We start from the raw sequence: 24,226 nt of genomic DNA, 5'->3' as shown, positions 1-24,226 counted from the left end.
AGCGCAAGAACACGCCGTGCTCGATCCGTAAAGCGCTCAAACATTTCGCCACCTCCTGGTCACTGCTGAGTCTGATGCTACCCAGTAACTGGCCAGCATGGGCTTTTTGTCCCACAGGACGTTCCCCATGCGGGAATCGGTATGTTCAGAGCAAGGACGGACTTGCCAGGACTGAACCTCTTAGCTTGAATTTCCGTAGGGATCATCTGCAGACCCCGAATCTACGCAGCCAGTGCCAGTGCCCGATATTCCATTGGGCTCAGGCACTGGAGCGTTAACGAGATCCGCTCGTAGTTGTACCAGTGGATGTAGTCGTCCAGCTCGGTGAGGAACCCACTTATATCGGTGAAGTCTTGGCGGTGGAACATTTCTTCCTTCAGGTGACCGAAGAAGTTTTCCATCACCGAATTATCTAGGCAGTTGCCCTTGCGGGACATGGATTGGGCCATGTTGGCGTTGCTGAGGAGTTTTTGCCAGCTGGTGTGCTGGTATTGAAATCCTTGGTCTGAGTGCATCATTGGGGTCTCGCCTGGGGTCAGGGTTCCGATTGCCTCGATCAGTGATTCGTTGGTGAACGCAACGCTCGGTGACTCGGAAACCGAGTAGGAAACGATTGAGCGGTCGAACAGGTCTAGGACCGGTGAGAGGTAGACCTTGCGCTCAGCGGTTTTGAACTCGGTCACGTCGGTCACCCATTTGGTGTTCGGGACCTCAGCGTCGAACTCGCGCTTGAGCAGGTTGTCGGCGATCTTGCCGACTTGGCCCTTGTAGGAAGAATATTTGCTGCGGGTGCGGACCTTGCAGACCAGGTTCTCCTCACGCATCACCTTCAGCACGGTCTTCCGTGCGATCTGCCAGCCTTGGCGCGTCAGGACTGCGTGGATGCGCCGGTGCCCATAGCGGCTCTTGGCTCCGGTGAAGACCTCGTGGATCTGGGCTCGAAGCTCAGCGTGCCGGTCCGGAGTCGTCAGGGCCGCTTGGCGGTAGAAGAACGTAGAACGAGCCAACCCAGCTGCCAGTAACAACAGGGGCAGGGAATGGGATGCCTTGAGGGCAATCACGGCGCCAACTTTCAACGCCGTGGTCAGTTCCTCAAGGCTCGTACTTTTCTTAGGTAGGCATTCTCCGCCCGCAAACGCTGATTCTCTAGACGCAACTTCTCCAACTCGCTGACTTCACCCGATGGGGTGGGAGTGGCAGATTTGGGTCGACCCTTGGCCTTGGGTCGCAAACCGTCTTCGCCATGGATTCGATAGGTGTGGATCCACGTGCGCAAGAGCGTTGGAGAACTGAGCTCGTGCTTGAGGGCTAGCTCGGACTGGGTTCCTTCGCCATTCAGGAACTGGCGAACAAGCGCGAGTTTGAACTCGAAGCTGTACATCGGTCTGGTCGGTTTACTTTCCAACGTCGATCTACCCCAAATCATGAAGCGTTCCCGAAGACTCCGAGTGGCCTTGGCGCTAACGTTCAATTTTGAGGCTACCGCGTAGTACCCGAATCCCTCCTCGAATAGATCAAGGGCGGCCAACCGCTGAGCGGCGGTCAAGGAACTTTGTGGACGCATGAAAAACTCCCCGGAAGTGATGGAACTGAATTATTCAGTCCAACTTTCGGGGAGCAGTTCATGGGTTGGCCACTTCTTCGTCTCACCTCCGAGCTCTCAGCCTGTGCGGGCGAGCCGGGAGTGGGGGACTATTATCCGAAAGCGTGACGCTATGGAACGCGAGCTATTGGTCTCAGGGCCTGAGTTTGTCGCGGCGGGTGCGTGAGCGTAGTTGAATGATGCGGGCAGTGCCCGCGATGGCGACGATGATCCCGCCGCCGACGGCTCCAATGAACAGCCCTACGCCTAGGGATACGGTGCCGTTGAGTCCGAAGTAGTGCAGGGTGACGGAGTCCTGATTCTGCAAGATGAAGGTGATCAATAAGATGAGGACCAGTAAACCCGCGGCGGTGGCGACCCACATCATGCTGGCGCGCGTCACTCCGATAGGGGGCTTGGACGGAGAGGTGTCACTGCGGGTGCGTAACGGTGTGTTTTCGGGTGTGACCGGTTCTTCACTCATGGGGACTCTGTCCTTTCCGATGGAACTGCAGGGGATATGGTGGGGTTCTCAGCCTGATCGGATCCGGTATCTTTCCGGGCTGGTGTTTCGGGCTGTTCGCTGAAATTGTCAGGTTCGTGGTCCAGTGGCGGGGCTAGCGGTCCGTCGATTTTTGCTGCCAGTTCGGCGGCCTCTTGCTGGCGGCGCAACAGTCGAACCGTGATGATGGTCCCCGCTACGGCGGCTGCTAGAAGACTGCCGCCGATGAGCCACCTCTGCTGGTTCCTGTGGCGGCGGTTGGCCTGAAGGCGCAAGTTGCGCGCTGCATGTTTGAGGGCTTTCACGGAGTGTTTCCGGACTCGACGCGGGAGCTTCACCCGATCCGCTGCGCTATCGATGATATCTGCCACCGTTTGCGGCGCTTTGCTCTTCTCCAGGAAAGTTTGAACCCACCTGATACCAGGGCCTAAGACTTTTGAGGGATCTTCCAGGACCTGCTTCACCCCGGCCGCCGTAATTTTCTGTGCCTGATGGATCCCTCTGTTCAGCTTCACATCAGACATTTGAACCTCCCGCTTGTTCGTCTTCGACCAGTTTACGCCGGTGCTACGTGGCCAGAACAGAAGAGGGCCGGTATTTGTCCAAGCCGCTCTTGAAGGGTGATTCGGTGTCCGACCAAAAGGCTCGTCTTGCGTGTGTGGGCGGCCAGCCGGGGTGTCTAATTAATTGTGTATGGGGTTCCTGATTTGAGATGAGGAATTGTGATGACTACTTTGAAGGGACATGAGCAGGACGGGTCTTCCTTTGGTGAAGGAGAGCCGGAACCGGAGTCTGCCCGGTCGGTGATCAACGAGATGGTTGACGCGGGTTTGTTTGATGATTTGATGTCCCGGATTGACCACGGCACGCTGCAGCTCACGGGTGAGGGCGGGTTCCTGCCGGAGATGGTCAAGGCCGTGCTGGAGCGTGGCTTGCAGGCCGAAATGGCCGGCCATTTGGGCTATAAGAAGGGCGAGCGGTCGGACGCTTCGCCGAACAACTCCCGCAACGGCAGCACACCGAAAATGGTGGCTTCTGAGATCGGCAACATTGCCCTGGCGACGCCGCGGGATCGCGACGGGTCCTTCCAGCCCGCGCTGGTGCCCAAGGGCTCCCGCCGTATAGGCGGGCTCAGCGAGATGATCATCTCCCTCTATGCCGGCGGAATGACGGTGCGCGACATCCAACACCACCTAGCCCGGACTCTGGGCACGGAGCTCTCCCATGAGACGATCGCCCACATCACCGACGCCGTGCTGGAGGAAGTCCAACAGTGGCAAAACCGGCCGTTGGAGGAGATCTACCCGATCATCTACCTCGACGCCTTGGTCGTGAAGGTCCTTGATGTCCACCACGTGATGAACCGCTCCGCCTACATCGCCGTGGGTATCGATCTGGAAGGCATCAAGCATGTGTTGGGCATCTGGGTTCAGGCCAATGAAGGGGCAAAGTTCTGGGCCGGGGTCTGCGCCGAGCTGGCCAACCGCGGCGTGAAGGACGTGCTCATTGTGTGCTGTGACGGGCTTACCGGCTTCCCCGAGGCGATCGAGGCAACCTGGCCCCGCAGCACGGTGCAGACCTGCGTGGTGCACCTGATCCGGGCCGCCATGCGGTTCGTCTCCTACGGGGACCGGAAGAAGGTCGCCGCCGCGTTGCGCCCGATCTACACCGCACCGAGCCCCGATGTGGCCAGGATGGAACTGGAGGCTCTTGCCGGCTCCACGCTGGGTCCTAAGTACCCGGCCGCTGTCGGTGTCTGGGAACGCTCGTGGGAGCGTTTCACCCCCTTCCTGGCCTTCCCCGAGTCCGTCCGGCGGATCATCTACACCACGAACGCGATCGAGTCGCTGAACTACCAGCTACGGAAAATCATCAAGAACCGTGGCCATTTCCCCAACGATACGGCCGTGGTGAAACTGCTGTGGCTAGCCATCCGCGATATCGAGGACAAACGCGCCCGAGACCACAACAAGGAACGAAAAACCATCCGCGAATCCAACGGCAGACACCTCCTTGAAGGCGTCTCCAGCCTCGGCTGGAAAGCAGCCCTAGGAGCACTCGCCCTGGCCTACCCAGACCGGATCAACGGCTACCTGAACTAAACAGACAATGAACCACTTACACAGAAAAATTGACAAGCTCGGCCAGCCGGGACACCCCCTCGTGATTTTCCCGGATGGTCGATCCCACCTCTGATAGCCCCGTGATTCCGGGGCTATCCTGAAGTCATCCTGCCGACACGGACCGGCAGACTTAGCAGGGGAGGAGGCAGCGTCATGGGTTTGGGTGACAAGATCAAGCACGCCGCCGAAAAGGCTGGCGGAAAAACCAAGGAAGCCGCCGGCGAAGCAACCGACAACGACCGGTTGAAAGCTGAAGGCAAAACCGAACAAGTCAAGGCTGAACTGAAACAGGCCACAGATAAAGTCAAGCACGCCTTCAAAAAGCACTGACATGCAGTAGCGCTCATCGCCAGACCGTCCGCCCGCCAAGGCAGGACGAACGGCCCAGCACTCCATGATGAGTGCCGTCTGGGGTGGCCATCGACCAGATAAGAGTTCCGAGGGGCATCAATCCGCCCACATTGACGCCGATAGAGCAGGAACCGCCACCCCATCACTACCGTGACGACGCACGGTCGTCACCAACGAGCAAAATGGTTTATGAGAAAGGCCGCCACAATCATGAACAAAATGCAAGCGACGGTGCCGGAGCAGCCAGCGACTGAACCGGAGCCTACCGGGTCACCATCAGAACCGCCTCCCAAACGCTCGCTGGATCCAACCGAACCGGTCAGCCCGAACCGTCACCCGGACCCGGAGCCGGACCCGACAGAGCCTATGCCGCCGGCACCCTATCCTCCGGATCCCTTCCTGCCGCCAGATCCGCCCGTGCACTGACCCCTGGATGCGGACGGACGACTTCTGGCTGCGGACCAAACCAGCTTTGACATCGATGTGGTGTGCCGCTGATTAGGGAGGGTGAGCCATGGGGCTTGTAACCCCGTTGCGAACCAGAGTCCTTCATGCCGGTGCGGGTTTCAACCGGAAATACCCCGCGATGAAAGAACCTAGCTCGTATTTGGAGCCCCTTGTACAGCTGGTGCAGCCTGTTTCGCGTTCTTGGCTGCTATAGCTTCAGTAGCGAATGATGCAATGCAAAACAGAACGGTAGTGGTCATATGGGGGCGGATATTCTCAACCTGGGGGGACCTTTGACAGGTAGGTGTGGTCCACACCTAGAAGCAGTCTCTCCCGCAAAGCATCTGTGGGAAGTTCCTAGTGAGAACCCTGCCTAATGGCCCTGCAGACCCGGTTGGGGCAGCACTGCAAGCTGCCAGGGCCCGGGTCTACTTCCCTGGGTCTACTTCTTTGCGTTGTCGATGGTTTTCATGACGGTTTTCAGTTCGGGGGAGTAGACGTAAGTGGTCTCGCCGTCGACGGTTACCCACCACTTGCCGCAGAGGAAGCTGGCTTTCTGCTCTGTCCCATCGGGCCACCATGCCGCTTTCAGAGTCGCCGGGCCCGTGCTGTAGTCAGAGGCTTTGATATTGCTCTCTTCGTCATCGGCGGGGGCCGGCTTTTGGCCGGTCGGGATAGCTTTGCAGCTGTTGGGGAGCGTCGCGTTTTTCATCACGATGATTCGTTCGGAGCCGGTGGTGCGGAGCACTTCGTAAATGTCTGTGGCCTTCTCTGGGATCCAACTGGATAGTACCCCTGCACCGGCCTTTCCGGTGGCAAAGGACTTGGTTTCTTGTTTGTCGTTTTCATTGCCGTTGACACCAGTGTTGCAGGCGCTCAAAAGGAAAACGGCGCCGACTGCCAAAGTGAATGCTGTAGCGGTTCTTTTCATGGTTCCAGCCAATTTACCCGTTGTCCGGTGGGCATCGGAGGACGGGATGACGCGATCTCCTGCTGAGGGTGGAAATTCTGGCGTGATAGTGATCGGCGTACCGATGGTGCCGTGCCGTGCTGTCCAGGGCGGGCTGGCCGGTGTATTGGGGTCACCACGTGCTGCTGTCAGCTTGCCGCGGAGACCAGCAAGCTCACATAGGCACAGCGATGCGGAAACCGCAGCGGCATCGAAGCTGGGCCGGTCGCCACGTGATCGGCGGGTTATCCTGCCCAGTGGACTCCTGCGCCATGAGAGCAGGAAGACGATAGTCCACACGCTCCATGGGCTCGCCGCAATGAATGTAGTGACGCCCGAACTTGAGAACACCCGCTGCCATGGGGGTGTTGGTGAGAACTTTGGCAATAGTCTCGACGGATGCGTCGTGGGCATAGAATGCTTCACAGCGGCCACAGCTGTATTCCACAGCAACCCGTCCGGGAATTCTGGGGTTCAGGCCTTGAATGGATTCGATGGTCAGATACTCTGCCGACTGGCATCCTATGCATTCCAAGGGCGGTTCCATGGCTCTGGCGGCAGGGGCATCACGTTTGGCGGACGGATCGATAGTCATCGCAAAATCTCCTGACAATCCTGAGACCGTGGCCGGGCGACTCGGCACCTGCCATTTCCTTAGGCAACTAACACTGAGGTTCCTGCGTCGAATATAGCTCCTGCCATCAAATGGTGTCCAGCAACGGATATGACGTAACCCACCACTGGGAGGGACCTGGTTTCCAAGAAACTTGTGACCCGCAGTCACGAAATCGGGACAAGTGTCAATCAGCTTGGGATCCTACAACCATCCAATTTTCGTCCAAGATGGCAGGATTTCATCCACTTTTTCGGTGAAACCGTCCACTTTTTGACGTTTTAAGTGGATTAACACCCCCAAAAAAAGTGGACGACCCCGCCCCCGCAGGAGGCTCGGTGGTCGGGCAGCCTCGATCCGGTCACGGCGGCGGGCTGCCGGGAGCGTACTGCCCCGCGATCCATCGGCAGATCGCTTCCACGACATAGTCTTGCTCGGCGACCTCGAGCGCCCGGCTGGCGGGGAGGCCGTGCCAGCGTTTCAAGCAGCTGCGGCAGCATGTCGCGGTGGCGTGCTGGGCGACGAACACGGGATGCCCGCGATAGGGCGGCTGGCGGCTGTCGGTGAGCGGTTGCGCCGGGGCGAGCCTGCGCTCGATAAGCTCCCTAGCGTGCCTGCGCAACGTTGCCATTCCTCGCAGGTCGACCACCGCACGGTCTCGGCCGTAGAACCGAAACTTTGCGCGGAAGTGGTGCTGCCCGATCCGGTGCAACCTGGCATCCAACTCGTCCATCACGGGACCAGGTGATCGATCGTGACGTGGTACTGCTCGGCCAGTCGCCAGGCGATCAGCGAGCGGTGGCAGGCCTCCGGATCGCGTTCAACGCAGAGCAGCGCCGCGGTTCCTCCGCCCGACAGTGCCGAGAGGACCGGCGCGAGGTCGGCAAGGTCGAGGATCTCCGCGGTGTAGCGGCGCGTGTACTCGGTGGCCAGTTCGCGGCGTGAGCGCTTACCGACCCCCTGACGGTGATCCTCCGCGTACTGGAGCTGGCGCAGCTCGGTGGTGGGGGCCAGCTCGGGATGGTGTTCGTAGGCGATCCGGGCCCGGGCCAGGGCCTCCTGCAGCCGGAGCGAGTTCGCCCAGGCATACTCGGGACCGCGGACACCACGGCGCTGGCGCACGTCGAGCAGCAGGTGGATGTTTGCCTGCCGCAGGCTTTGCAGGAAAGAGTCGCCGTCGAAGCCATAGACGCCGATCGTCACCATTCCGGGCATCGAGAATCTCCCATCTGCCTCCTACCCATGCCGGTTGGACCGGCGCGGGAGGCGGAGGCTGCGAGGTCGCATCACGCGACGGCGGTTCCCTCGAGTTCGACCAGCTGGCCGGGAATTGCCAGCCGAGTCACCCCGAGCATCGTGGTGGTCGGCGCGACCCCGGCGGTACCCAAGCGCGACGCCAGTACGCCGTAGTGCTGGAACAGCAGATCGACATCGGTGGTGTAGACGTTGAGTCGGACAAGGTCTGTCAAGGACATGCCGGCCTCGCCGAGCACTGCCTCAAGGTTCTCCAGGCTCAGCGCCAGCTGTGCCGCCATGTCACCGTCATGCCGGGGCGTGCCGTCGCCGCCCATCGATGTCTGCCCCGAGATATAAAGGGTCCGGGAGTGCCCGGAGACGACCTCACCCTGATTGAATCCCAGCTCCACCGACCACACCACCGGGTTCACTGCTGTTCGTTCCATTTCCATCTCAACTCCATTCGTTTCATTGGAAGTGCGCACGTCCACCGGTTCTGGCGTCGTGTTAACGAGTTTCCCGGCAAATCACGACACCTTGTGTCGTGTATTTCGGTAGAATTTTTGTATGCGCGCCGATCGGCTGGTCTCGATGGTGCTGCTGCTGCGCCATCGCGGCCGGCTGTCCGCGGACACGCTGGCCCGCGAGCTGGAGGTATCCACCCGCACCGTGCTGCGCGACATCGAGGCGCTGTCCGCGGCCGGCGTCCCGGTCTACGCCGAACGCGGCCGGCACGGCGGATTCGCCTTGCTGCCCGGTTTCCGGACCGAGCTCACCGGACTGAACCACGACGAGGCCCTTGCCTTACTGGCCGCCGGATCGGGGCGCAGCGGGCAGGTATTCGGCCTCGGCCCGGCACTTGCCTCGGCCATGCGCAAGGTGGTCGACGCCATGCCCGAAGGCGACCGGGCCACCGCGGGCGACGCGGCCCAGCGGATCCTCGTCGACCCGGAGACCGACCTGCTCTCACGCCGGCTGGCCACCGAGGAGGTCCCCGACACCACAATGATCGAGGTCCGGCGCGCGGTGCTCGCCGGGCACAAGTTGCGCATCCACTACGCGGCCACAGGCCAGACACCACAGTGGCGCACGGTGGACCCGGTCGGCCTCGTCACCGTGCGCGAGAAGGGTTACTTGCTGGCCACGACCTCCGGCGCAGATCGCACCTACCGGCTGTCCCGGATCGTGGCCGCCGAGGAGCTCCCCGAACGGGCACAGCGACCGGACAGGGTCGACCTGGATCAGCTCTGGAGGGAACGCAACACCCGGTTTCGGGCCGACGGCGAGCAAGCCATCGTGCTGCTGCGGATGGACCCGGCGCGGCGGGAGGAACTGGTGGGCACCGCGCTGGCCGTCCTCACCGAAGAATCCGACCATGACGGCTGGCTGCGGCTGGAGGTGACCTTCCAGGATTCGAGACACGCCGAATGGGCGCTGTGGCAGCTCGGCACTGGCGCCGAAGCCCTGGCCCCGCAGGCGCTGCGCGCCTCCCTGCGCGATCGCGCCGCCGCGATCGCCCTCCGCTACAGTGACTCATCCTGAGCGTTGGGACGTGTCCGGGAAGGGCTTCGGTGCCGTCGGATGCGCCCGGGCTCTTGGCCTCGAAGGCCGAGGTTGGTCGACCGGTTTGGATCCCTCACCAGTCTCCGCGCAATCCAGCGCCAGTACAGGAGGGTTCAAACGGCAGCGTGAGGACGGCGTCCCGCTCGCCATCCCCTACCGGACAGCACGCACTGTCCCGCTGGGGGTTCCCAAGTGGGCACATGAGGGCTATGTAGATTGCTTCTGAGGGAGTGGCATCTGATGAGCCGTCCGCAGCGCATGAAATGCAGGACGAAGGCGAAACTAGAACTACGACACAGAGCGATCGCAGAACGCCGCCATAGAGCGCCGAAGTCCACAGTCACGGGCGACGGCGGATTTGTCCCGTTGGTCCGCAGGCTCCACTTCCTGAACAAGTACGTTGTGGTCGTCTCCACCACCGCCCCGAACTCGGGAATCGTGAAAGCGCTGCTGAAGTCGGTGGCGGATGAGTATCGCCAGATAGATGTCCAGGATGGGGTTGGTGGGGCCCCGCCTGGCGTTGGGCGCGTGGTGGTCAAGGCGCCTTCGGTACAGGTTTCGGCAATGCCCAAGCCTGACGGCCCGCCCAAGCTTGGCGGTCCTGCGAAAATTCATCCTTGACCTCGTGGCGAAACAGCCGCAGCTCTCAAAAAACGGCCAGGTGAAGACTCAACCGCTCGGTGCGCTCGTCAGCAAGAAATGGCCGGGATTGAAATACACCTCCTATCAAGCGACGAACCTGGGTGGCTTTGTTGAGAAGCACTGCGGGCTGGTTGCCCAGCGGACTGTGGCGCCGAAGATCAAAACGGTGCAGAAGGCTCCCGCGAAACACGTGAAGCTGCCGGAACTGCAGGTCACCAATCGTGAGGAGTTCATTTCCTCGGTGCGGTCACTCTTCACGGATGGCGAGCTGGGCCAGCTGGTCCGGGCCCAGAGAATCGACGGCCTGCACTTGGGTCAGGTTTCGGCGCACCTGAGGGAGGAAATTGGTGGGTTCAGTTCCGCAGATGCCGGGTTCCCGCTGCTTCATCTGGCCCTCCAAGAGGCACTCGGGGGAACGGAAATCCGGGTGGTTCGGACCGGTGAAAAGATGATGGCTGTGATGCATTGGCATCATGCCGACCCGGCGCACGTACTGCCGGACCCGCCACCAGCTGGATTCGTGTAACAGAGTCCCACCAGACACCCTCAACTTGCGTCCCTTGCACGCCTTCCCCTGCCAGCCCATTGTGGGCGGTGTGTTTGTAATCATGCCGTAAAATGAGCTAATACCGAATTACGTGTTGTGAGTCAAGATTGTGGAGTTAATCCACCGAATGGGGAGTTTGAATGGCTGAAGTGGAAGAGACCAAGAGACCTTCCCGTGGTTGGAAGATCGCTTTGATTTCCTTGGTCGCTTTTGTTGTAGTTGCCGGTGGCATTGCCCTCGCAGCAGCAACTGGCATATTGCCCCTTGCCCAGGTACTCGGGCAGGCGTCAGCTCCCTCCGCCTCGGCCACAGCCGCCACCCCGCCAACACCAACTGTTGCCGCCAACCCGGCCACCGTTGCCGTGTCGCCCAAGACTGGCGCCACCTCAGTCAATCCAAGCTCCGAAGTGGCTGCTGAGGTCACCAATGGCACAGTTTTTCACGCCGTCTTGAAGGAAACCGCCACGGGTGAAGTTTCCGAGGGCGAGCTGGTGGTCAGCGGGCGCAAGTGGATTTCCAAGACCCCCCTCAAGTTCGCCACCGACTACACGTTCAACGTGACGGCCGTGGATGAGGCAGGCGCCAGGTCCACCCACATCAGCACCTTCTCAACTGTTCCCGCCTCGCATGAGGCAGACGCCGTCCTGTACCCGGGTGCTGATTCCACCGTGGGTGTGGCTCAGCCGCTGGAGTTCAAATTCAGCGAACCCGTGGTGAACAAGGAGGCCGTGGAAAAGGCCATCAAGATCACCACCAGCACGGGTCAAAAGGGTGCCTTCCGCTGGTACTCGGACACCTTGGTGCGCTACCGTGCGGCTGACTACTGGCCCGCAAACTCAAAAATCAATGTTGACGTTAAGCTGTTCGGCCTGGACATTGGCAACGGCATGGTGGGCAATTTCAACAAGAACTACAACGTCAACATCGGCAACAAGGTTGTCATGGAAGCTGATGCCGCAGCCCACAGCGTGACTGTCCTGGTCAACGACCAAGTTGCCAAGGTGTTCCCGGCAACGTTGGGAGACAAGGACTTCCCGTCGGCTTCCGGCTTCATTGTGCTCACCAATGACAAGCAACGCTACGCAACGTTCAAGGCCTCCACCATTGGCCTGAAGCCGGGCGATCCCGGTGACTACGGTTCGGTAGACGTGGAGTTTGCCACGCGGCTTTCCTACAGTGGCATTTTTATCCACCAGGCAACACCGTCCGCCATGCCGTTCCTGGGCGCTGCCAACCTCTCCCATGGTTGCATTGGCCTGTCGGCGGAGGGTGCCGGCTGGGTGTTCAACAACATGGGTGCCGGTGACATCGTCCACACCGTGGGAACGCCCAATGAAACCATTGCACCCACCGACGGTTTTGGCGACTGGAACATCCCCTTCGCGCAGTACGCCTCGCGCTAGCCCGGGCCAGCTGTAACAGTCCCAAGCCGCCTAGGCCGTGCCGTAGCATCGCCCTATGATCAATGTGCTGAGTGACTTGTGGGTAGATGCGCCGGTGGCTTTTTGGCTGGTGCTTGCGGCCGGGCTGTACTACCTGGTCATGGCAAGTTGGCTGAGCGTGATCGACATCAGGCACCAGCTGCTGCCCAACCGGATTGTTTTTCCCTCCGCGGCCATTGCCGGGGTGCTGCTGCTCTCAGCGTCATTCTTCATGCACGACGCCGGAACCGCCTTGCGCACCCTGCTGGGGGGAGCGGTGCTCTGGGCTGTGTATGTGGTGCTCAGGCTGGTCTCGCCGTCCAGCATGGGCTACGGGGACGTAAAGTTGGCGTTTGTGCTGGGCTTGTACCTTGGCTTTGTTGGCTGGTCAGCAGTGCTGTGGGGGACATTCCTGGCGTTCGTGCTCGGTGCGCTGTGGGGGCTGGCGCTTATGGCCACCAAAAAGGGGACCGGGAAAACCCAGATCCCCTTTGGCCCGTTCATGCTGGCGGGTGCGCTGATTGTGCTGGTGGTGGGCTAAAGGGTTTCAGACACAGAGTATCCCTGCCACATGAACTCACTGTCTCGTGACTGCCAAGATCACTGTTGCGATTGGCGGTTTCGAGTAGCCGAAGATTTAGTTGGCTCGGAACGCCAACTATGACACATTGTCCGTGCTTGCCACGCTGGCGGCAGGATTGCGGGGCCCACCCAGCCCGATTGGCCTCAGCTTTTGCCTTCGTTTTCGTCGTGGTAGGCGTGGGGCCACTGGCGTCGCACAGCAACTTCATCCCAGCCTGCCTGCAGACGGTTGTGAGCTCTGCTCGCCAACGTTTCAAACGACCGCACAACCTCTTGCGGTGGCTGTTCAGCTCGACCGGCAAAGTATCCCAGCAATACGTTTACTGCGGTCGCTTCCTTCGGCGTCATTCGGGCCATGTACTCATAGTATGGCGCCCGGCTTCGTGATGGAAGCATTCGCAGCTGCTGCGATCCACTTGCGGGGTGAGCTGTCTGCGAAGATGCCAAAGGGGACCTGGAAACCCAGATCCCCCTTTGGCCTTTCACGCTGGCAGGCTCCCTGATTGCGCTGGTGGCGGACTATCCAGCTAGCCCAAGCCTCCGCCGGGGCCAAAGACGGCAAAGATGTTGATAACGGCGGGTCCCACAATGATGATGAACAGTGTGGGGAAGATGAAAAGCAGCAGCGGAAAGAGCACCAGGACGGGAAGCTTCATGGCCTTTTCCTCGGCGCGCTGCCGGCGCTTCACTCGAAGCTGGCTGGCCTGGACCCGCAGCACCTTGCCAATGCTGATGCCGTACATTTCCGCCTGAACCACGGCCCGGACAAAACTCTTCAACTCCGGCACCGTGCTCCGGTTTGCCATGGCCTGGTAGGCGTCTCGGCGAGGACGGCCCATCTGCATGTCCTGCAGGGTCCGTTTCAGTTCCTCAGCCATGGGCCCCTTGCCGTTGGCTGCCGCACGCGCCATGGCGCTTTCGAAACCAAGCCCCGCCTCAACTGCAATCAGCATCTGGTCCAGGGTGTCCGGTAGCTCCAGCTGCATGGATTTTTGGCGTTCCTGCCCTTTGCTGTGAATCATCAAGTCGGGGATAAAGTAGCACAGCACCGTGAGGAACAGGGCCAGCAACACTGTGGGAGGTCCTGGCCGGAGGGCTACAAACATCAATCCGACGGCGGCGGCACCTAGGGCCAGCAGGGGCTTGCCAATCAGTAGTCTGGACAATGGCAGGTTTGCAGGCCTGCCAGCACGGGCCAGCAGCGTGTCCAATTTGGCGACGTAGCCGGCGGGCGTGACCTTCTTGGCCAAGGCCAGCCAGCTCTTGTCGCTGAAGGCAGGTGCTCCCTGGCTGTTTTGGTCAGTGCGGCCCAGGTTATTGCGAATGGTCAGCAACGACTTGGAATCCACGCTGACAAAGGACCACATCAGGTAGCAGATGGGCAATACAATCGTGGCGATGATAATCCAGGGCACTAATGTCATGGCGTCCACACCTTTCAAAACTTGATTTGGATGGTCTTGTGCATCCACAGGGAGCCAATGATCATCATGACGGCTCCGACTCCCAGCATGACTAGGCCGATCGGGTTGGTAAAGAGAACGCCCAGATACGAGGGGCTGACCACCATGAGCATCAGTGCCATGGCGAACGGCAGCACCACAAGGATGATTCCTGACATTTTTCCTTCGGCACTGAGGGCCTTGACCTGTGCCTTGATCTCGCCACGTTCGCGAATTGTTTCCGCCACATGGTCAAGTACTTCGGCCAAATCCCCACCCACTTCACGGTTGATCTGGATTGCTTGGCTGATCCAGGAGAAGTCATCGCTGCGCATCCGGCTGGCCGTCTCGGTCAAGGCCGCATCTAGGTCGCGGCCAATTCTGACCTCGTTGACAACTCTGGCAAACTCCTCGGACGTGGGGGCGGCTGCTTCCTTGGCGGCCGCGTCAATGGCGACCAGGACGCTGTGCCCTGCCCGGAGACCGCCGGTGATCAACTGCAAGTTGTCACCGAGCTGCTGATCAAATTTCGCGCGCCTCTTCTCAGCCAGCACCGTCAGCCCCAGCCAGGCGATCACTGGGGTGGCCACAGCCAGGATGACTGCCAAGGCTGGGCCGTTGAGCAGTAGCCCCAGCAGTGCCATGACCGAACCGGCCGCCACCACAAGAATGAGGAAATTTGAGGGTGGCATGCGCAGCCCGGCATTCTCAAGCCTGCTGCGGCTGTACGGCCCGCCGCCCACGGTCTTGTCCAAAACTGCAACCGTGGAATCCGTGAAGCTGGTGAGCGAGGACTTGTTAGTGTCCCCGAAGGGCCTCCGCCGCGCCTCTGCGATAGAGGCGCCCCATGGATTGACTACCATCAAGAACATTACTACGAGGGAGGCAATGCAGAACGTGAATCCCAGGATGGGCAGTACAACGTCCATGACTATCTCTTTCCCTTGGGTGGTGCAGGAACAGCAAAGATGTGGCTGGGGACGTTGATGCCCAATTCAGCAAAATGGTCCACAAAGCGTGGCCGGACCCCGGTAGAAATTGGCTGGCCCAGAAACCTTCCGTTGCTGTCCACTCCTGCGGAGTAGTCGAAAACGAAGGCGTCCTGAAGCGTGACAACGTCGCCCTCCATCCCCTGAACCTCTGTGATGTGGGTGACCCTGCGGGTTCCATCCCGGAGCCTGGACAAATGGACTATGAGGTTTATCGCTGACGACACTTGTTCGCGGATGGCACGCAGCGGCAGGTCCATGCCCGCCATCAACACAAGGGTCTCCAACCGGGCAATGGCATCACGGGGCGAGTTTGCGTGGACGGTGGACAACGAACCGTCATGACCGGTGTTCATGGCTTGGAGCATGTCCAGGGCTTCCCCGCCACGGACCTCGCCAATGACTATGCGGTCAGGGCGCATGCGCAGGGAGTTGCGCAGGAGGTCCCTGATGGAGACTTCGCCACGGCCCTCGATGTTGGCGGGGCGGCTTTCCAACCGGACTATGTGTCGTTGCTGCAATTGCAGTTCCACGGCGTCCTCAATGGTTACGATGCGGTCTTCCGCAGGCAGGAAACCGGAGAGCACATTCAGCAGGGTGGTCTTTCCTGTGCCTGTACCTCCTGTGACAAGGATGTTCAGCCTGGCCCGGACACAGGCATCCAACAAGGTGGCCATGTCCGGGGTCAGCGTGCCGTAGCGGGCCAGGTCCTCAACCGTCAGGGGAACTCTGCTGAATTTTCTGATGGTCAGAGAGGGACCGCTGACGGCGAGCGGGGGGATGATGGCATTGACACGGGACCCATCCTCAAGCCTGGCATCGACCATGGGGGAGGACTCATCAATGCGCCGCCCGATTCGGGTAACGATCCGCTCGATGACCCTCCGAAGGTGGTTTTCCGTTGCAAATCTGGCACCCGTCAGTGTCAGCTGTCCGCCACGCTCAATGTAAATCTGGTCGGGCTTGTTGACCATGATTTCAGTGACTGAGTCGTCGTCCAGGAAGCGCTGCAAGGGCCCCAGCCCCAGGACGTCGTCACCAATCTCGCGAATGAGACGGCGGCGCTCTTCCGGGGTGAGGGGAACCTGTTCCTCGTCGATGACTTGGCTCAGTTCCTCCCTTGCGTTCTTGCGCAGCTCGTCCTCCGAGATATTGGGATCCACGAGCCGGGAACCCATCCTTTCAAAAAGGGCCTCCCCCGCCCGCTGCTTGAGCCCGGCGAGGGCGGTTCCCGTGCCATTGACCGCCAGATAGTCATCGGCGGGAGTTTCGGCCTGGGCATAGTGTGCAGGTGCGGGCGTTGGCATGGTGTCCACATGCGCAGCCGGGGCATTGCCACGGGCTGCGTTCAGCCGGTCTGTGAGATTCATGATACAACCACCCTTCTGTGCAGCTTCTTGTGCGTTTCCGTCCCGGAAGCCGGGGAGAAGCGGTCAACGAGCTTTCTGAGATTCTTTGAGACGGCGCTTCGCGGCCCCTCTTGGAGCAGTGGCACGCCCTTGTTCGTGGCAAAGGACACCGCCGGCGAAAGCGGCAACACCACATCCACAGGAACCCGCAGTGTGGCTTCGATGTCCTGGACGCTCAAGCCGGTGTGGCGGTTGGCAAAGTTAAGCACAACGTGGCGGCCTTGCGGGACCAGTCCCAACTCGTGTAGCACGCTGAAACCTGTGCGCAGCCCCTTGATGCTGGGGATGTCCATCCCCACCACCCACACGGCGTCGCTTGCCTGTTCCAGGGTGGCAAGTGCCAGCTCACCCAAACCGGGGGCCGTGTCCACCACAACGTATTTGAACTCAGTGGCCAGTTGCGCGACCAGGTGGCTTACATGGTCGGCGGTCACCAGATCAGCTTCGTTGGGGTTGGTCGGAGCACAGAGTGCGTAGATGCCCCCATTGTGAACGGTCAGGAAAGCCTTCAGGACCATTGCATCGTGGGCCGCAGCCCCTGTGACAGCATCTACCAGGGTGTGCTCCGGCTCCAGGGACAGGGCAGAGGCCACGTCCCCAAATTGCACATCCAAGTCAACTATCACCACGCCCATGGGAGCCATCTTGCCAAGCCCCATGGCCAAGTTGGTGGCCACAGTGGTCTTTCCCACGCCGCCCTTGGGCGACATGACGGCAATGACACGGCCGGATTCGCTCTCGGGATTGGCGGGGCTTGACAATCCGCGCCGGCGTCCGGCTGCCGACAGGCAGGCCCGTTCCAGCAGGACCCGGATCTCGGCCATGTCGGCCCCCGGGCTGACGATGTCGCGAATGCCCGACCGCATGGCTGTCAGTACCAGCTCCGGTGACGTCTCCGCCGCCAGAATGACGCTGACCTCGGGGAATTGGAGGTCCAGGACTGTTGCCAGTTTCAGCGCCTCGTCGGTGGACACCCCCGGACCCAGAATGACCACTTCGGGTGGTTCAGCCGGGTCCTGATGGATGATGCCGTGCGGTGCGCCGTTGATGGCTGATTCGGGGAGGCTTTGCACATTTCCGTGCAGTCCTCCCGCCACCGCCGCACGGACCCGTTGTTCAAAGCTGGTGTCGGTTGTGATGATGACGAAGCGGCTCATCTCAACACCTGGTCCTTAAGTAGCGTTCCCACGGGAGCTGTGTCGGTCTCGGCATTTTCTTTGGAGAGGTAAATGTGCCCAAACTCGACGCCGTGGACTGTCTTTGCGGCGTCGGTGCCGCTTTGGGCCAAGGTCACCATGACAGTGGTGCCGGGCTGGGAAGGTGCCTCGGTTTTTGAATCGGAGCTTTCGACTGTGCCGTCCCCGGTGCCAACCTTGGTGACCAGCACCTTGTGGAATTGCAGCTTGGTGGCGGGAACTTCGGAAGTACCCGGGGCAACACCGCTGTTGTAGGAGATGAAAACACCCACTGTGTCACCGGCCTGGAGGTCGCCACCCAGAACCCGGTCCAACGGCAGTTCCAGACTGATTTCCGCCATGCCCTTGGGCACGTCAACCCTGTTGGGTGCCGCCAGAGCCTTCGGATCGATGAGGCGTGCCGCCAGAAGTTGTTCCCCGGGCACCAGATCCGCGGCGGCGACTCTGCCGGCGAAGTCATCGAGCCGGCTCACGGCACCGTCCGCCACTGCTGTCTTGGGGAACGATTGCAACGTCACCAATGACTTGAGGTCATCGACGGTGGTGCCAGCTGCGATTGGCTGTTGGACAACGAGTACATCCACCGGCTCCATGCCAGCTTGGGCACGTTTGTCGGCTGCTTGAACGTATGAGGAGAGGAGGATTGCGCCCACAATGGCTAGCACCAGTGCGACAACGCCCCCCAGTAGGCGTGTTTTCACTTCTTGCTCCTTAGATCTAGTCGGTGAGTCGGTATATGGATCCACCAAGGTTTGGCCCGGTTCCCACCGTTAGGCCTTCCTCGAGTGAAACAAATCGGGTGAAGTAGCCCATGAAGCCCCTGCAATTGCCGGAGCAGGCCGGTGCCGCTGGATCGGCATGGGTCATCGGATTGAACTTCCACCCGGTCACCTGAAACGCTGCGAATCCGTAGATTGTGTACTTGGCATGTTGGCCGCCCTGGTCACTTGATGCGGAGAAGATGGGGATCAGGACTGGCTCGTCAAGCATGCCGTCCAACAGCGGCTTGCAGAGATTGTCGATGCTGTTTCCAGGCTTGCTGCCGGCCTCTCCGGTGCCAACATCGATGGTGGCTTCGCATTTGCCGCCCTCAAGGTCAAGCCATCCAAAGCCGCCTGTTGCATAGCCAAGCGCGGCCGTGCAGCCGGGATAGTTGGCGTTGGTATCTGAGCGAAGCAAGATGTGGGCGTCGCTTGGATTGCCGGTGAAATTTCCTGTTGACGCGAGCTCTGTTTTTTGTGCGGCGGTCAGGCTTTGGTCAAAGACACACTTGCCAAAGGTCCAGGGCAGCGTGGTGCCGGATTTTGGTGGCCCCCAGGCCGCAGTGGCGGCGGCGCTGACATCCGACTGGCTTTGGCCAAAGATGTTCGCAAAGACGAGTTGCACAGGGTTGCCGCCGGCGGCATCCTTGCTGACCACAACCGTCACGCTATTGCTTGTGGGCCGGGTGACGCTCTTGAACTTGGCCAACTTGTCATTGGAGTTCACTTTTGCCAGGTCTGCGGCAATACCTTCATTGGCAGCCTGCACGCAGCTTCCCTTGGCACAGTTGTTGGCAATGGCCAGGGCTGCGGCGTCGGCGCCATTTTGCAACTGTGCCCGGTTGGCGTACAGCAGCCCAACGTCGATGGAGATGGCGGCAAAGCCCAGCAGCACCACCATCAGGATGGCCGTGACGACAGCCGTTGCCCCCCGCTCATTCTGCGTTCCGCCGGTTTTGGTGCCTCTAGTTATCCGCCGCATTGCATGACCCCTACTCCGTAAATGGCTGGCGCGTTGCCCGGGATGAAACCAATGAGCCAGCCACGGGCGGACCCCGGCTGGACTGTGACTGTGACTGTGACCTTGACCCCTGCACCGCAGGCGGATCCTGAGCTGTAGCTGATGGCCGGCGATCCGGCGAAATTGAGTGTGGGTGCCGCAGCGGTGGCCGCTGTCGCGACGCTGGCAGGATAGCCGGGGTCCGCGTAGTGGATGGCTGCGTTCCTGGCACCCTCCCGCGCAGCATTGGTGGCGGAGATCTGCTGGTTGAACAGGAAACCAAATTCCATGATTCCCATGAGTAGCAGCAGCAGGACCGGCAAAATGAATGCTGCTTCGACGGCTGCTGCACCGCGTTCGCTGTCTTTGTTTTTCATGCGACGCTCCCCCAGGGGTGGTCAAGAAAACTTGTGCAATTAATGGAGTTGGCGGCCTTGGTCAGAAACCAAGGCCGCCAGCTGAGGCCTGCTTGGCAGGATTCACGGAGGAACAGGGGTCACGGAAGAGCGCCATCGACCGTCTGGAAGGCTCGGAGGACGTCCTGTCCGACGAAGCCAACGACGACGACGATGACGGCTGCGATGAGGGCCACCATGATGCCGTACTCAACGGCGGTTGCACCCTTCTCGTTGTCGCCCTTGAGGCGGTCGGTGCCGGCGATGAACAGGGTCTGCATGGTAACGAAGAACTTCAACATGGCGTACTCCTAGAAATAGTTGAAAAGCATTCTTTTGAATTTTCCCAAGCTATGTACTTGTCAATAAGTACATGTCGACATTTCCGCTGCCCCCCAGTTAGGCGGTCTTGGAAGTTCGATACCTAATGAATACAGAGTTGTTCAATGGTTGGTCAACACTCGCTTTATCGCAGTTTGGCATTTCACCACTTGTTTTTAATGCTACTTACTACTTGTTTGATTACTCAGTTTCGCCGATTAGGTAATCCTTACTAGCTTCACAGTGCACTGTATCTGCGGGCCGCTCTCAAAGCCCTCAAGAGCACGTGGATACGAGGCGGACCTGAGCGCAAAGGGGCCATTTTGACCTGCAAATCCGGCCATCACAGGAGCACCAAAAGTCACAGAACAAACAGCAAGCCCAGGGAACCTATCCAGTACCATCAGTCCCACGGAGAGGTCTCCCGAGTACAAACCAAGTAGTGCCGTGCGATACCGGGTGCTTGAGGCCACGCATGGCGGATCCGCGGGGAAAAATATTTGCCAAGATTGGAAAAAGTCTCGGACACCACGGCCGATCCGGCCATCCGCGGACCAATCCTGGCCGGAATCGTGCCGTCCGCCGAGGGTGACGGGGCGCCAGCAGTATCCGGTGCAGGGCACTCAGCGCCAGGCCGCGGTCGCAAAGCGATGGCCAAACCGGCTGCAAGCTCGTACGCCATCCTAGAAAGTATTAGGGGAGTGCTGGCCGCAATGGTGGGCATTCTTACGCCCATTCTGGGTTAGGACAAAAATAGGTTGACAGTCAAGGAATTTATCCCTAATTTTTACTTAAGATTTATGCAATGATAAATATCAAGCTCGGCAAGACGTCAGACGTTAAAAATAAATTGTTGCGCCTATGGTGATTGGGGAACTAATGTGCAGTTCATCAGCGTTGGAGGTTAGAGAGACAAGGAGCCTTGTGGTGATCCCGCCGCAGCCCACGCTCATGCACCACCGAGACTGAAAGGATGAGTTCGATGTCAACCCCCAAACCATCATCATCGAACTACCTCACCATTGATGAAGTGGCTCAACAACTGCGCGTCTCAAAGATGACTGTGTACCGATTAGTGCAGACCCACGAAATTGAAGCCGTCCGCTTTGGCCGCCTGTACAGAGTGCCGCAGGCGGCACTTGACGCCTACATTGACCGCTCTACCATTCAGGATGAGCCGGACGCCGAATAGCACCTGGCAGTGTCCCGCCGGCTGACGGACAGCCGATGGCACTGCTCAGTCAGTCTGCTTGCCGCCCGCCCCAAAACGTTGCAGCTGCCCCCGCACCTGTGCGGCCCGCTGAGCTGCAGCACTCATGCGTTCAAACTCGCGGTCCCTGCGCTCGGCAATGAGGGCGGCCAGGAATACGTCAGGGGGAGTGCCCGGCGCCGGCAGCGGCGCCACGTAGTGACTGGCCTCGCTGGCAAGTTCCACCGCCAGGGAAAAGCGAGAGTCGGCCGCCATCGCGCCACCCTGGCGCAGGAACAGGGATATTCGCCGGGCCAAGGGGTCCGGCAGTCGGCCAATGTCCGCCACCGCGGCCCACTGAGCCAGGGGCGGGGCCACAAAAACCTGCAACGGCTTGGGCTCTGGGGCGCGGTCCCTAATCGCATAGGTGCCAGCAAGCATGTCACCTAGGCGCTTGGACTTACTGTTGAACAAGGAAACCAGGCACGCCACGGAACCCAAGGTCATATAGATCTCCAGCACCGCCAGGATCCCACGAATCAAGGCTTGCCTGAAGCGGATGGAGCCGCCGTCGTCGCGCACTATGCGCAAGCCCATAACCAGCTTCCCCAGCGATTTCCCGCGAGTCAGCGTCTCCACCGTGATGGGGACGATCACAAAGAGCGTGACCAGCGTCAGCAGGATAATGGCCCGCGAGGCTGCCGGATCAAGGGTGAACGGCAGGGCTCCCAGCAGCAGGAAAAGGCCCACGGCCACAACCAGCGTGGCCAGGACATCGATGGCGGTGCCCACCGAGCGGGCGGCAAAAGACGCGGGGCGCAGCTCAAGGACAACGGCTTCGCCGGTGATGATCGCGGACATGGGAACAGTCTAGCCACCCCGCACCGGGGCGCCGCCAATGCCTCACTGCGCCCGGCGGGGCCTATATGCTTGGGCACAATGGACATGGATGCCTTTACTGCCGTGCACCGCCCGCAATGGGAGCGGTTGAAGTCCCTTGCCCGGAAACGGCGCCTGAGCGGGGCGGAGGCGGACGAGCTGCTGGAGCTGTACCAAAGCGTGTCCGCACAACTCTCGCTGATCCGCTCGGTCACGGCGGAGAGCGCCCTCTCCGCGTCGTTGTCGGCCATTCTGGCCCAGGCCCGCACACGCTTCACGGGGGCCAGATCCAACATTTTTGTGGACACCGCCCAGTTCTTTGTGGTTTCCCTGCCCGCAGCGTTTTACCGCCTGCGCTGGCTGACAGTCATCATTGGCGCCGTCTTCGTGGCCATCGCGTCCCTCTTTGCCGTGTGGACGGCGGGGAACCCAGGCGTATTGGCGGCCATGGGCAGTGACGGCCAATTGCAGCAACTGGTGGACCACGACTTCGTGAACTACTACTCGGAAAACCCTGCAGCGTCCTTTGCCGGCGCCGTCTGGACCAACAACGCCTGGATCGCCGCCCAATGCGTGGCGTTCGGCGTCACGGGAGTCTTCATCCCCTACCAAATCTTCATGAACGCCCAAAACGTTGGCATGACCGCCGGTGTCATGTTCGCCTACGACCGCGGCGACGTCTTCTTCAGCTACATCCTCCCGCACGGGCTCATGGAGCTCTCAGCCATCTTCATTGCCGCCGCCGCCGGCCTGCGCATCTTCTGGTCCTGGGTCAGCCCCGGCCCGCGCACCCGGCTGGACTCGCTGGCCGCCGAGGGCCGCTCCCTCATCACGGTCGCCGTGGGTCTGGTGCTGGTGCTGTTTGTCTCGGGACTGGTGGAAGCGTTTGTCACCCCCAGCCCGCTGCCCGTATGGGCCAAGATCAGCATCGGCGCCCTGGTGCTCGCCGCCTACTGGGCGTACACCCTGATCTTAGGGCGCAGGGCCGTGCTGGCGGGGGAGTCGGGCGATCTTTCCGAGGACGACGCCGGAGCCTCCGTCCGCTCAGTCTAGACTTCCGCTTCGCAACAGGGAGGCGCCTGTGCGGCGCTGGCTGCCCGCGAAGGGCCTGCGCGAATTGGCGCCGTGAGTTGGCGCCGCACCAATTCACCGCGTGCCAATTCGCTGTCATGGGTGCACTATGGGGGTATGGACTTGCAACGCGGCAACCGGCTGGACGGCGTGCCGTATGCCCTGCCGCTGAAGTCCGTGACGGAGCAGGCCTCAACGGAGCAGGCCGAGCCGCCCCACCCTTGGCGCCGGTTCGTGGCCATGGGGGACTCGTTCAGTGAGGGTATTGATGATCCGGAGCCCAGCAGCCCGGACGGCTACCGCGGCTGGGCGGACCGGGTGGCCGAGGAGCTCAGCGTGGGGGTGCCTGACTTTGCCTATGCCAATCTGGCAGTCCGCGGGCAGGTGCTGCATCAGGTGGTGGACACTCAGCTTGGCCAGGCCGTACGCCTTGCCCCCGACCTTGTCTCCCTCCAGGCTGGCGGCAACGACCTCTTGCACCCTGGCGCCGATCCGGACAAACTCGCCGGCATCATGGAAGCTGCTGTGGAAGTTCTGCGCGGCCAGGGCATCGGCGTGGTGCTCTTTGTGGGTCCAGACTCGGGCAAGTCCACTGTGCTGGGCCAGTTTCGCACCAAAATAGCCATCTACAATGAGAACCTGCGCACCATCGCGGACCGGCACGACGCCGTGGTTGCCGATCTGTGGGCCATGACCGAGCTGCACGACACCCGCATGTGGAGCAAGGACAGGCTGCATCCCTCCGCCATGGGCCACCACGCGGTGGCCATCATGGTGCTGGACACCCTGAATGTGCGGCACTCGCTGCTGCCGCTCTCGCCAAAACCGCTTCCCGAGAAGAGCTGGCGCGAGGCACGTACTGACGACATTCTGTGGGCACGGGAATACCTGGTGCCCTGGGTGCTGCGCGGCATCAAGCGACAGTCACCCAGCCTGGGCTTTGAACCGAAACGGCCCCTGGCCGCGCCCCTGTTCGGCAACAGCCTCCCGCCAGCGCAGGATTGACGCAGCGGGGA

At 60.7% G+C, this 24,226-nt stretch carries 28 protein-coding genes; 10 read left to right on the top strand and 18 right to left on the bottom strand.

Annotated features, from left to right (window positions below; translation table 11 throughout):
* Nucleotides 1–221: 221 nt before the first annotated feature.
* From ACX80Q_RS08835 to ACX80Q_RS08820, 4 genes are all read right to left on the bottom strand, one after another.
* Nucleotides 222–1,088 carry an IS3 family transposase gene (locus ACX80Q_RS08835; RefSeq protein WP_459330160.1) on the bottom strand — a complete coding sequence of 289 codons (867 nt, stop codon included), beginning with the start codon at nucleotides 1,086–1,088 and terminating at the stop codon, nucleotides 222–224.
* Nucleotides 1,085–1,381: a helix-turn-helix domain-containing protein gene (locus ACX80Q_RS08830; protein ID WP_459330159.1), complete on the bottom strand. Its 297-nt coding sequence runs from the start codon at nucleotides 1,379–1,381 to the stop codon at nucleotides 1,085–1,087. Before ACX80Q_RS08830 ends, ACX80Q_RS08835 begins: the two co-directional genes overlap by 4 nt.
* Nucleotides 1,382–1,736: 355 nt before the next feature.
* Complete coding sequence (locus ACX80Q_RS08825) at nucleotides 1,737–2,066, bottom strand: LapA family protein (RefSeq protein ID WP_459330154.1); 330 nt, start codon at nucleotides 2,064–2,066, stop codon at nucleotides 1,737–1,739.
* Entirely contained in the window at nucleotides 2,063–2,608 is a 546-nt protein-coding gene (locus ACX80Q_RS08820; protein ID WP_459330153.1) for a hypothetical protein, read from the bottom strand. The genes ACX80Q_RS08825 and ACX80Q_RS08820 overlap by 4 nt, the downstream gene beginning before the upstream one ends.
* Before the next feature lie 201 nt (nucleotides 2,609–2,809).
* Between ACX80Q_RS08820 and ACX80Q_RS08815 the strand changes: the two genes are divergently transcribed.
* Together ACX80Q_RS08815 and ACX80Q_RS08810 are read left to right on the top strand one after the other, a co-directional pair.
* Entirely contained in the window at nucleotides 2,810–4,186 is a 1,377-nt protein-coding gene (locus tag ACX80Q_RS08815; protein ID WP_459330152.1) for an IS256 family transposase, read from the top strand.
* Nucleotides 4,187–4,360: 174 nt separating this feature from the next.
* A complete protein-coding gene (locus ACX80Q_RS08810) occupies nucleotides 4,361–4,537 on the top strand; it encodes a CsbD family protein (RefSeq protein WP_459330151.1) in 177 nt (58 codons plus the stop codon).
* 910 nt (nucleotides 4,538–5,447) lie between these two features.
* Here ACX80Q_RS08810 and ACX80Q_RS08805 read toward each other — a convergent pair.
* The 5 genes from ACX80Q_RS08805 to ACX80Q_RS08785 form a co-directional block, all read right to left on the bottom strand.
* A complete protein-coding gene (locus ACX80Q_RS08805) occupies nucleotides 5,448–5,936 on the bottom strand; it encodes a hypothetical protein (protein WP_459330150.1) in 489 nt (162 codons plus the stop codon).
* A gap of 193 nt (nucleotides 5,937–6,129) precedes the next feature.
* Nucleotides 6,130–6,549: a hypothetical protein gene (locus ACX80Q_RS08800; RefSeq protein WP_459330149.1), complete on the bottom strand. Its 420-nt coding sequence runs from the start codon at nucleotides 6,547–6,549 to the stop codon at nucleotides 6,130–6,132.
* Nucleotides 6,550–6,928: 379 nt separating this feature from the next.
* Nucleotides 6,929–7,300 carry a DUF4186 domain-containing protein gene (locus ACX80Q_RS08795; protein ID WP_459330148.1) on the bottom strand — a complete coding sequence of 124 codons (372 nt, stop codon included), beginning with the start codon at nucleotides 7,298–7,300 and terminating at the stop codon, nucleotides 6,929–6,931.
* Nucleotides 7,300–7,782 carry a DUF488 family protein, N3 subclade gene (locus ACX80Q_RS08790; RefSeq protein WP_459330147.1) on the bottom strand — a complete coding sequence of 161 codons (483 nt, stop codon included), beginning with the start codon at nucleotides 7,780–7,782 and terminating at the stop codon, nucleotides 7,300–7,302. Before ACX80Q_RS08790 ends, ACX80Q_RS08795 begins: the two co-directional genes overlap by 1 nt.
* Nucleotides 7,783–7,853: 71 nt before the next feature.
* Nucleotides 7,854–8,249 carry a RidA family protein gene (locus ACX80Q_RS08785; RefSeq protein WP_459330158.1) on the bottom strand — a complete coding sequence of 132 codons (396 nt, stop codon included), beginning with the start codon at nucleotides 8,247–8,249 and terminating at the stop codon, nucleotides 7,854–7,856.
* Nucleotides 8,250–8,370: 121 nt separating this feature from the next.
* Between ACX80Q_RS08785 and ACX80Q_RS08780 the strand changes: the two genes are divergently transcribed.
* From ACX80Q_RS08780 to ACX80Q_RS08765, 4 genes are all read left to right on the top strand, one after another.
* Entirely contained in the window at nucleotides 8,371–9,345 is a 975-nt protein-coding gene (locus ACX80Q_RS08780; RefSeq protein ID WP_459330146.1) for a helix-turn-helix transcriptional regulator, read from the top strand.
* Between the two features lie 682 nt (nucleotides 9,346–10,027).
* Complete coding sequence (locus ACX80Q_RS08775; RefSeq protein ID WP_459330145.1) at nucleotides 10,028–10,534, top strand: hypothetical protein; 507 nt, start codon at nucleotides 10,028–10,030, stop codon at nucleotides 10,532–10,534.
* A 161-nt stretch (nucleotides 10,535–10,695) separates the two neighbouring features.
* On the top strand, nucleotides 10,696–11,958 hold the full coding sequence (locus ACX80Q_RS08770; protein WP_459330144.1) for a L,D-transpeptidase: 1,263 nt from the start codon (nucleotides 10,696–10,698) through the stop codon (nucleotides 11,956–11,958).
* Nucleotides 11,959–12,013: 55 nt separating this feature from the next.
* On the top strand, nucleotides 12,014–12,517 hold the full coding sequence (locus tag ACX80Q_RS08765) for a prepilin peptidase (protein ID WP_459330143.1): 504 nt from the start codon (nucleotides 12,014–12,016) through the stop codon (nucleotides 12,515–12,517).
* A 568-nt stretch (nucleotides 12,518–13,085) separates the two neighbouring features.
* Here the strand turns inward: ACX80Q_RS08765 and ACX80Q_RS08760 are convergent.
* From ACX80Q_RS08760 to ACX80Q_RS08725, 8 genes are all read right to left on the bottom strand, one after another.
* Nucleotides 13,086–13,982: a type II secretion system F family protein gene (locus ACX80Q_RS08760; RefSeq protein WP_459330142.1), complete on the bottom strand. Its 897-nt coding sequence runs from the start codon at nucleotides 13,980–13,982 to the stop codon at nucleotides 13,086–13,088.
* 14 nt (nucleotides 13,983–13,996) lie between these two features.
* Complete coding sequence (locus ACX80Q_RS08755) at nucleotides 13,997–14,929, bottom strand: type II secretion system F family protein (protein WP_459330141.1); 933 nt, start codon at nucleotides 14,927–14,929, stop codon at nucleotides 13,997–13,999.
* Between the two features lie 2 nt (nucleotides 14,930–14,931).
* Nucleotides 14,932–16,359 carry a CpaF family protein gene (locus ACX80Q_RS08750; protein ID WP_459330140.1) on the bottom strand — a complete coding sequence of 476 codons (1,428 nt, stop codon included), beginning with the start codon at nucleotides 16,357–16,359 and terminating at the stop codon, nucleotides 14,932–14,934.
* Nucleotides 16,356–17,555 (bottom strand): AAA family ATPase, encoded by a 1,200-nt coding sequence (locus tag ACX80Q_RS08745; protein WP_459330139.1) that lies wholly within the window; start codon nucleotides 17,553–17,555, stop codon nucleotides 16,356–16,358. The genes ACX80Q_RS08750 and ACX80Q_RS08745 overlap by 4 nt, the downstream gene beginning before the upstream one ends.
* On the bottom strand, nucleotides 17,552–18,295 hold the full coding sequence (cpaB, locus tag ACX80Q_RS08740) for a Flp pilus assembly protein CpaB (RefSeq protein WP_459330138.1): 744 nt from the start codon (nucleotides 18,293–18,295) through the stop codon (nucleotides 17,552–17,554). Before cpaB ends, ACX80Q_RS08745 begins: the two co-directional genes overlap by 4 nt.
* Nucleotides 18,296–18,311: 16 nt before the next feature.
* Nucleotides 18,312–19,337 (bottom strand): pilus assembly protein TadG-related protein, encoded by a 1,026-nt coding sequence (locus ACX80Q_RS08735; protein WP_459330137.1) that lies wholly within the window; start codon nucleotides 19,335–19,337, stop codon nucleotides 18,312–18,314.
* Entirely contained in the window at nucleotides 19,325–19,732 is a 408-nt protein-coding gene (locus ACX80Q_RS08730; RefSeq protein WP_459330136.1) for a TadE family protein, read from the bottom strand. Before ACX80Q_RS08730 ends, ACX80Q_RS08735 begins: the two co-directional genes overlap by 13 nt.
* A 119-nt stretch (nucleotides 19,733–19,851) precedes the next feature.
* On the bottom strand, nucleotides 19,852–20,052 hold the full coding sequence (locus ACX80Q_RS08725; protein ID WP_459330135.1) for a Flp family type IVb pilin: 201 nt from the start codon (nucleotides 20,050–20,052) through the stop codon (nucleotides 19,852–19,854).
* A 519-nt stretch (nucleotides 20,053–20,571) separates the two neighbouring features.
* Between ACX80Q_RS08725 and ACX80Q_RS08720 the strand changes: the two genes are divergently transcribed.
* Both ACX80Q_RS08720 and ACX80Q_RS08715 read left to right on the top strand, forming a co-directional pair.
* Nucleotides 20,572–20,817 (top strand): hypothetical protein, encoded by a 246-nt coding sequence (locus ACX80Q_RS08720; protein ID WP_459330134.1) that lies wholly within the window; start codon nucleotides 20,572–20,574, stop codon nucleotides 20,815–20,817.
* Nucleotides 20,818–21,044: 227 nt separating this feature from the next.
* A complete protein-coding gene (locus ACX80Q_RS08715; protein ID WP_459330133.1) occupies nucleotides 21,045–21,263 on the top strand; it encodes a helix-turn-helix domain-containing protein in 219 nt (72 codons plus the stop codon).
* A 45-nt stretch (nucleotides 21,264–21,308) separates the two neighbouring features.
* On the opposite strand, the gene ACX80Q_RS08710 is transcribed toward ACX80Q_RS08715, so the two are convergent.
* The gene (locus ACX80Q_RS08710; protein WP_459330132.1) at nucleotides 21,309–22,121 is read right to left on the bottom strand and encodes an RDD family protein; all 813 of its coding nucleotides are present in this window, start codon (nucleotides 22,119–22,121) and stop codon (nucleotides 21,309–21,311) included.
* Nucleotides 22,122–22,199: 78 nt separating this feature from the next.
* Here ACX80Q_RS08710 and ACX80Q_RS08705 point away from each other — a divergent pair, with 78 nt between their 5' ends.
* On the top strand, nucleotides 22,200–23,192 hold the full coding sequence (locus ACX80Q_RS08705) for a stage II sporulation protein M (RefSeq protein ID WP_459330131.1): 993 nt from the start codon (nucleotides 22,200–22,202) through the stop codon (nucleotides 23,190–23,192).
* Nucleotides 23,193–23,327: 135 nt separating this feature from the next.
* Nucleotides 23,328–24,215, top strand: coding sequence for an SGNH/GDSL hydrolase family protein (locus ACX80Q_RS08700; RefSeq protein WP_459330130.1), 888 nt, complete (start codon nucleotides 23,328–23,330; stop codon nucleotides 24,213–24,215).
* Nucleotides 24,216–24,226: the final 11 nt, after the last annotated feature.

The sequence above is a fragment of the Arthrobacter sp. HLT1-20 genome, from assembly GCF_054510895.1.
Note: the sequence above shows the minus strand (reverse complement) of the source record. Positions and strands in the feature narration are given on the sequence as shown.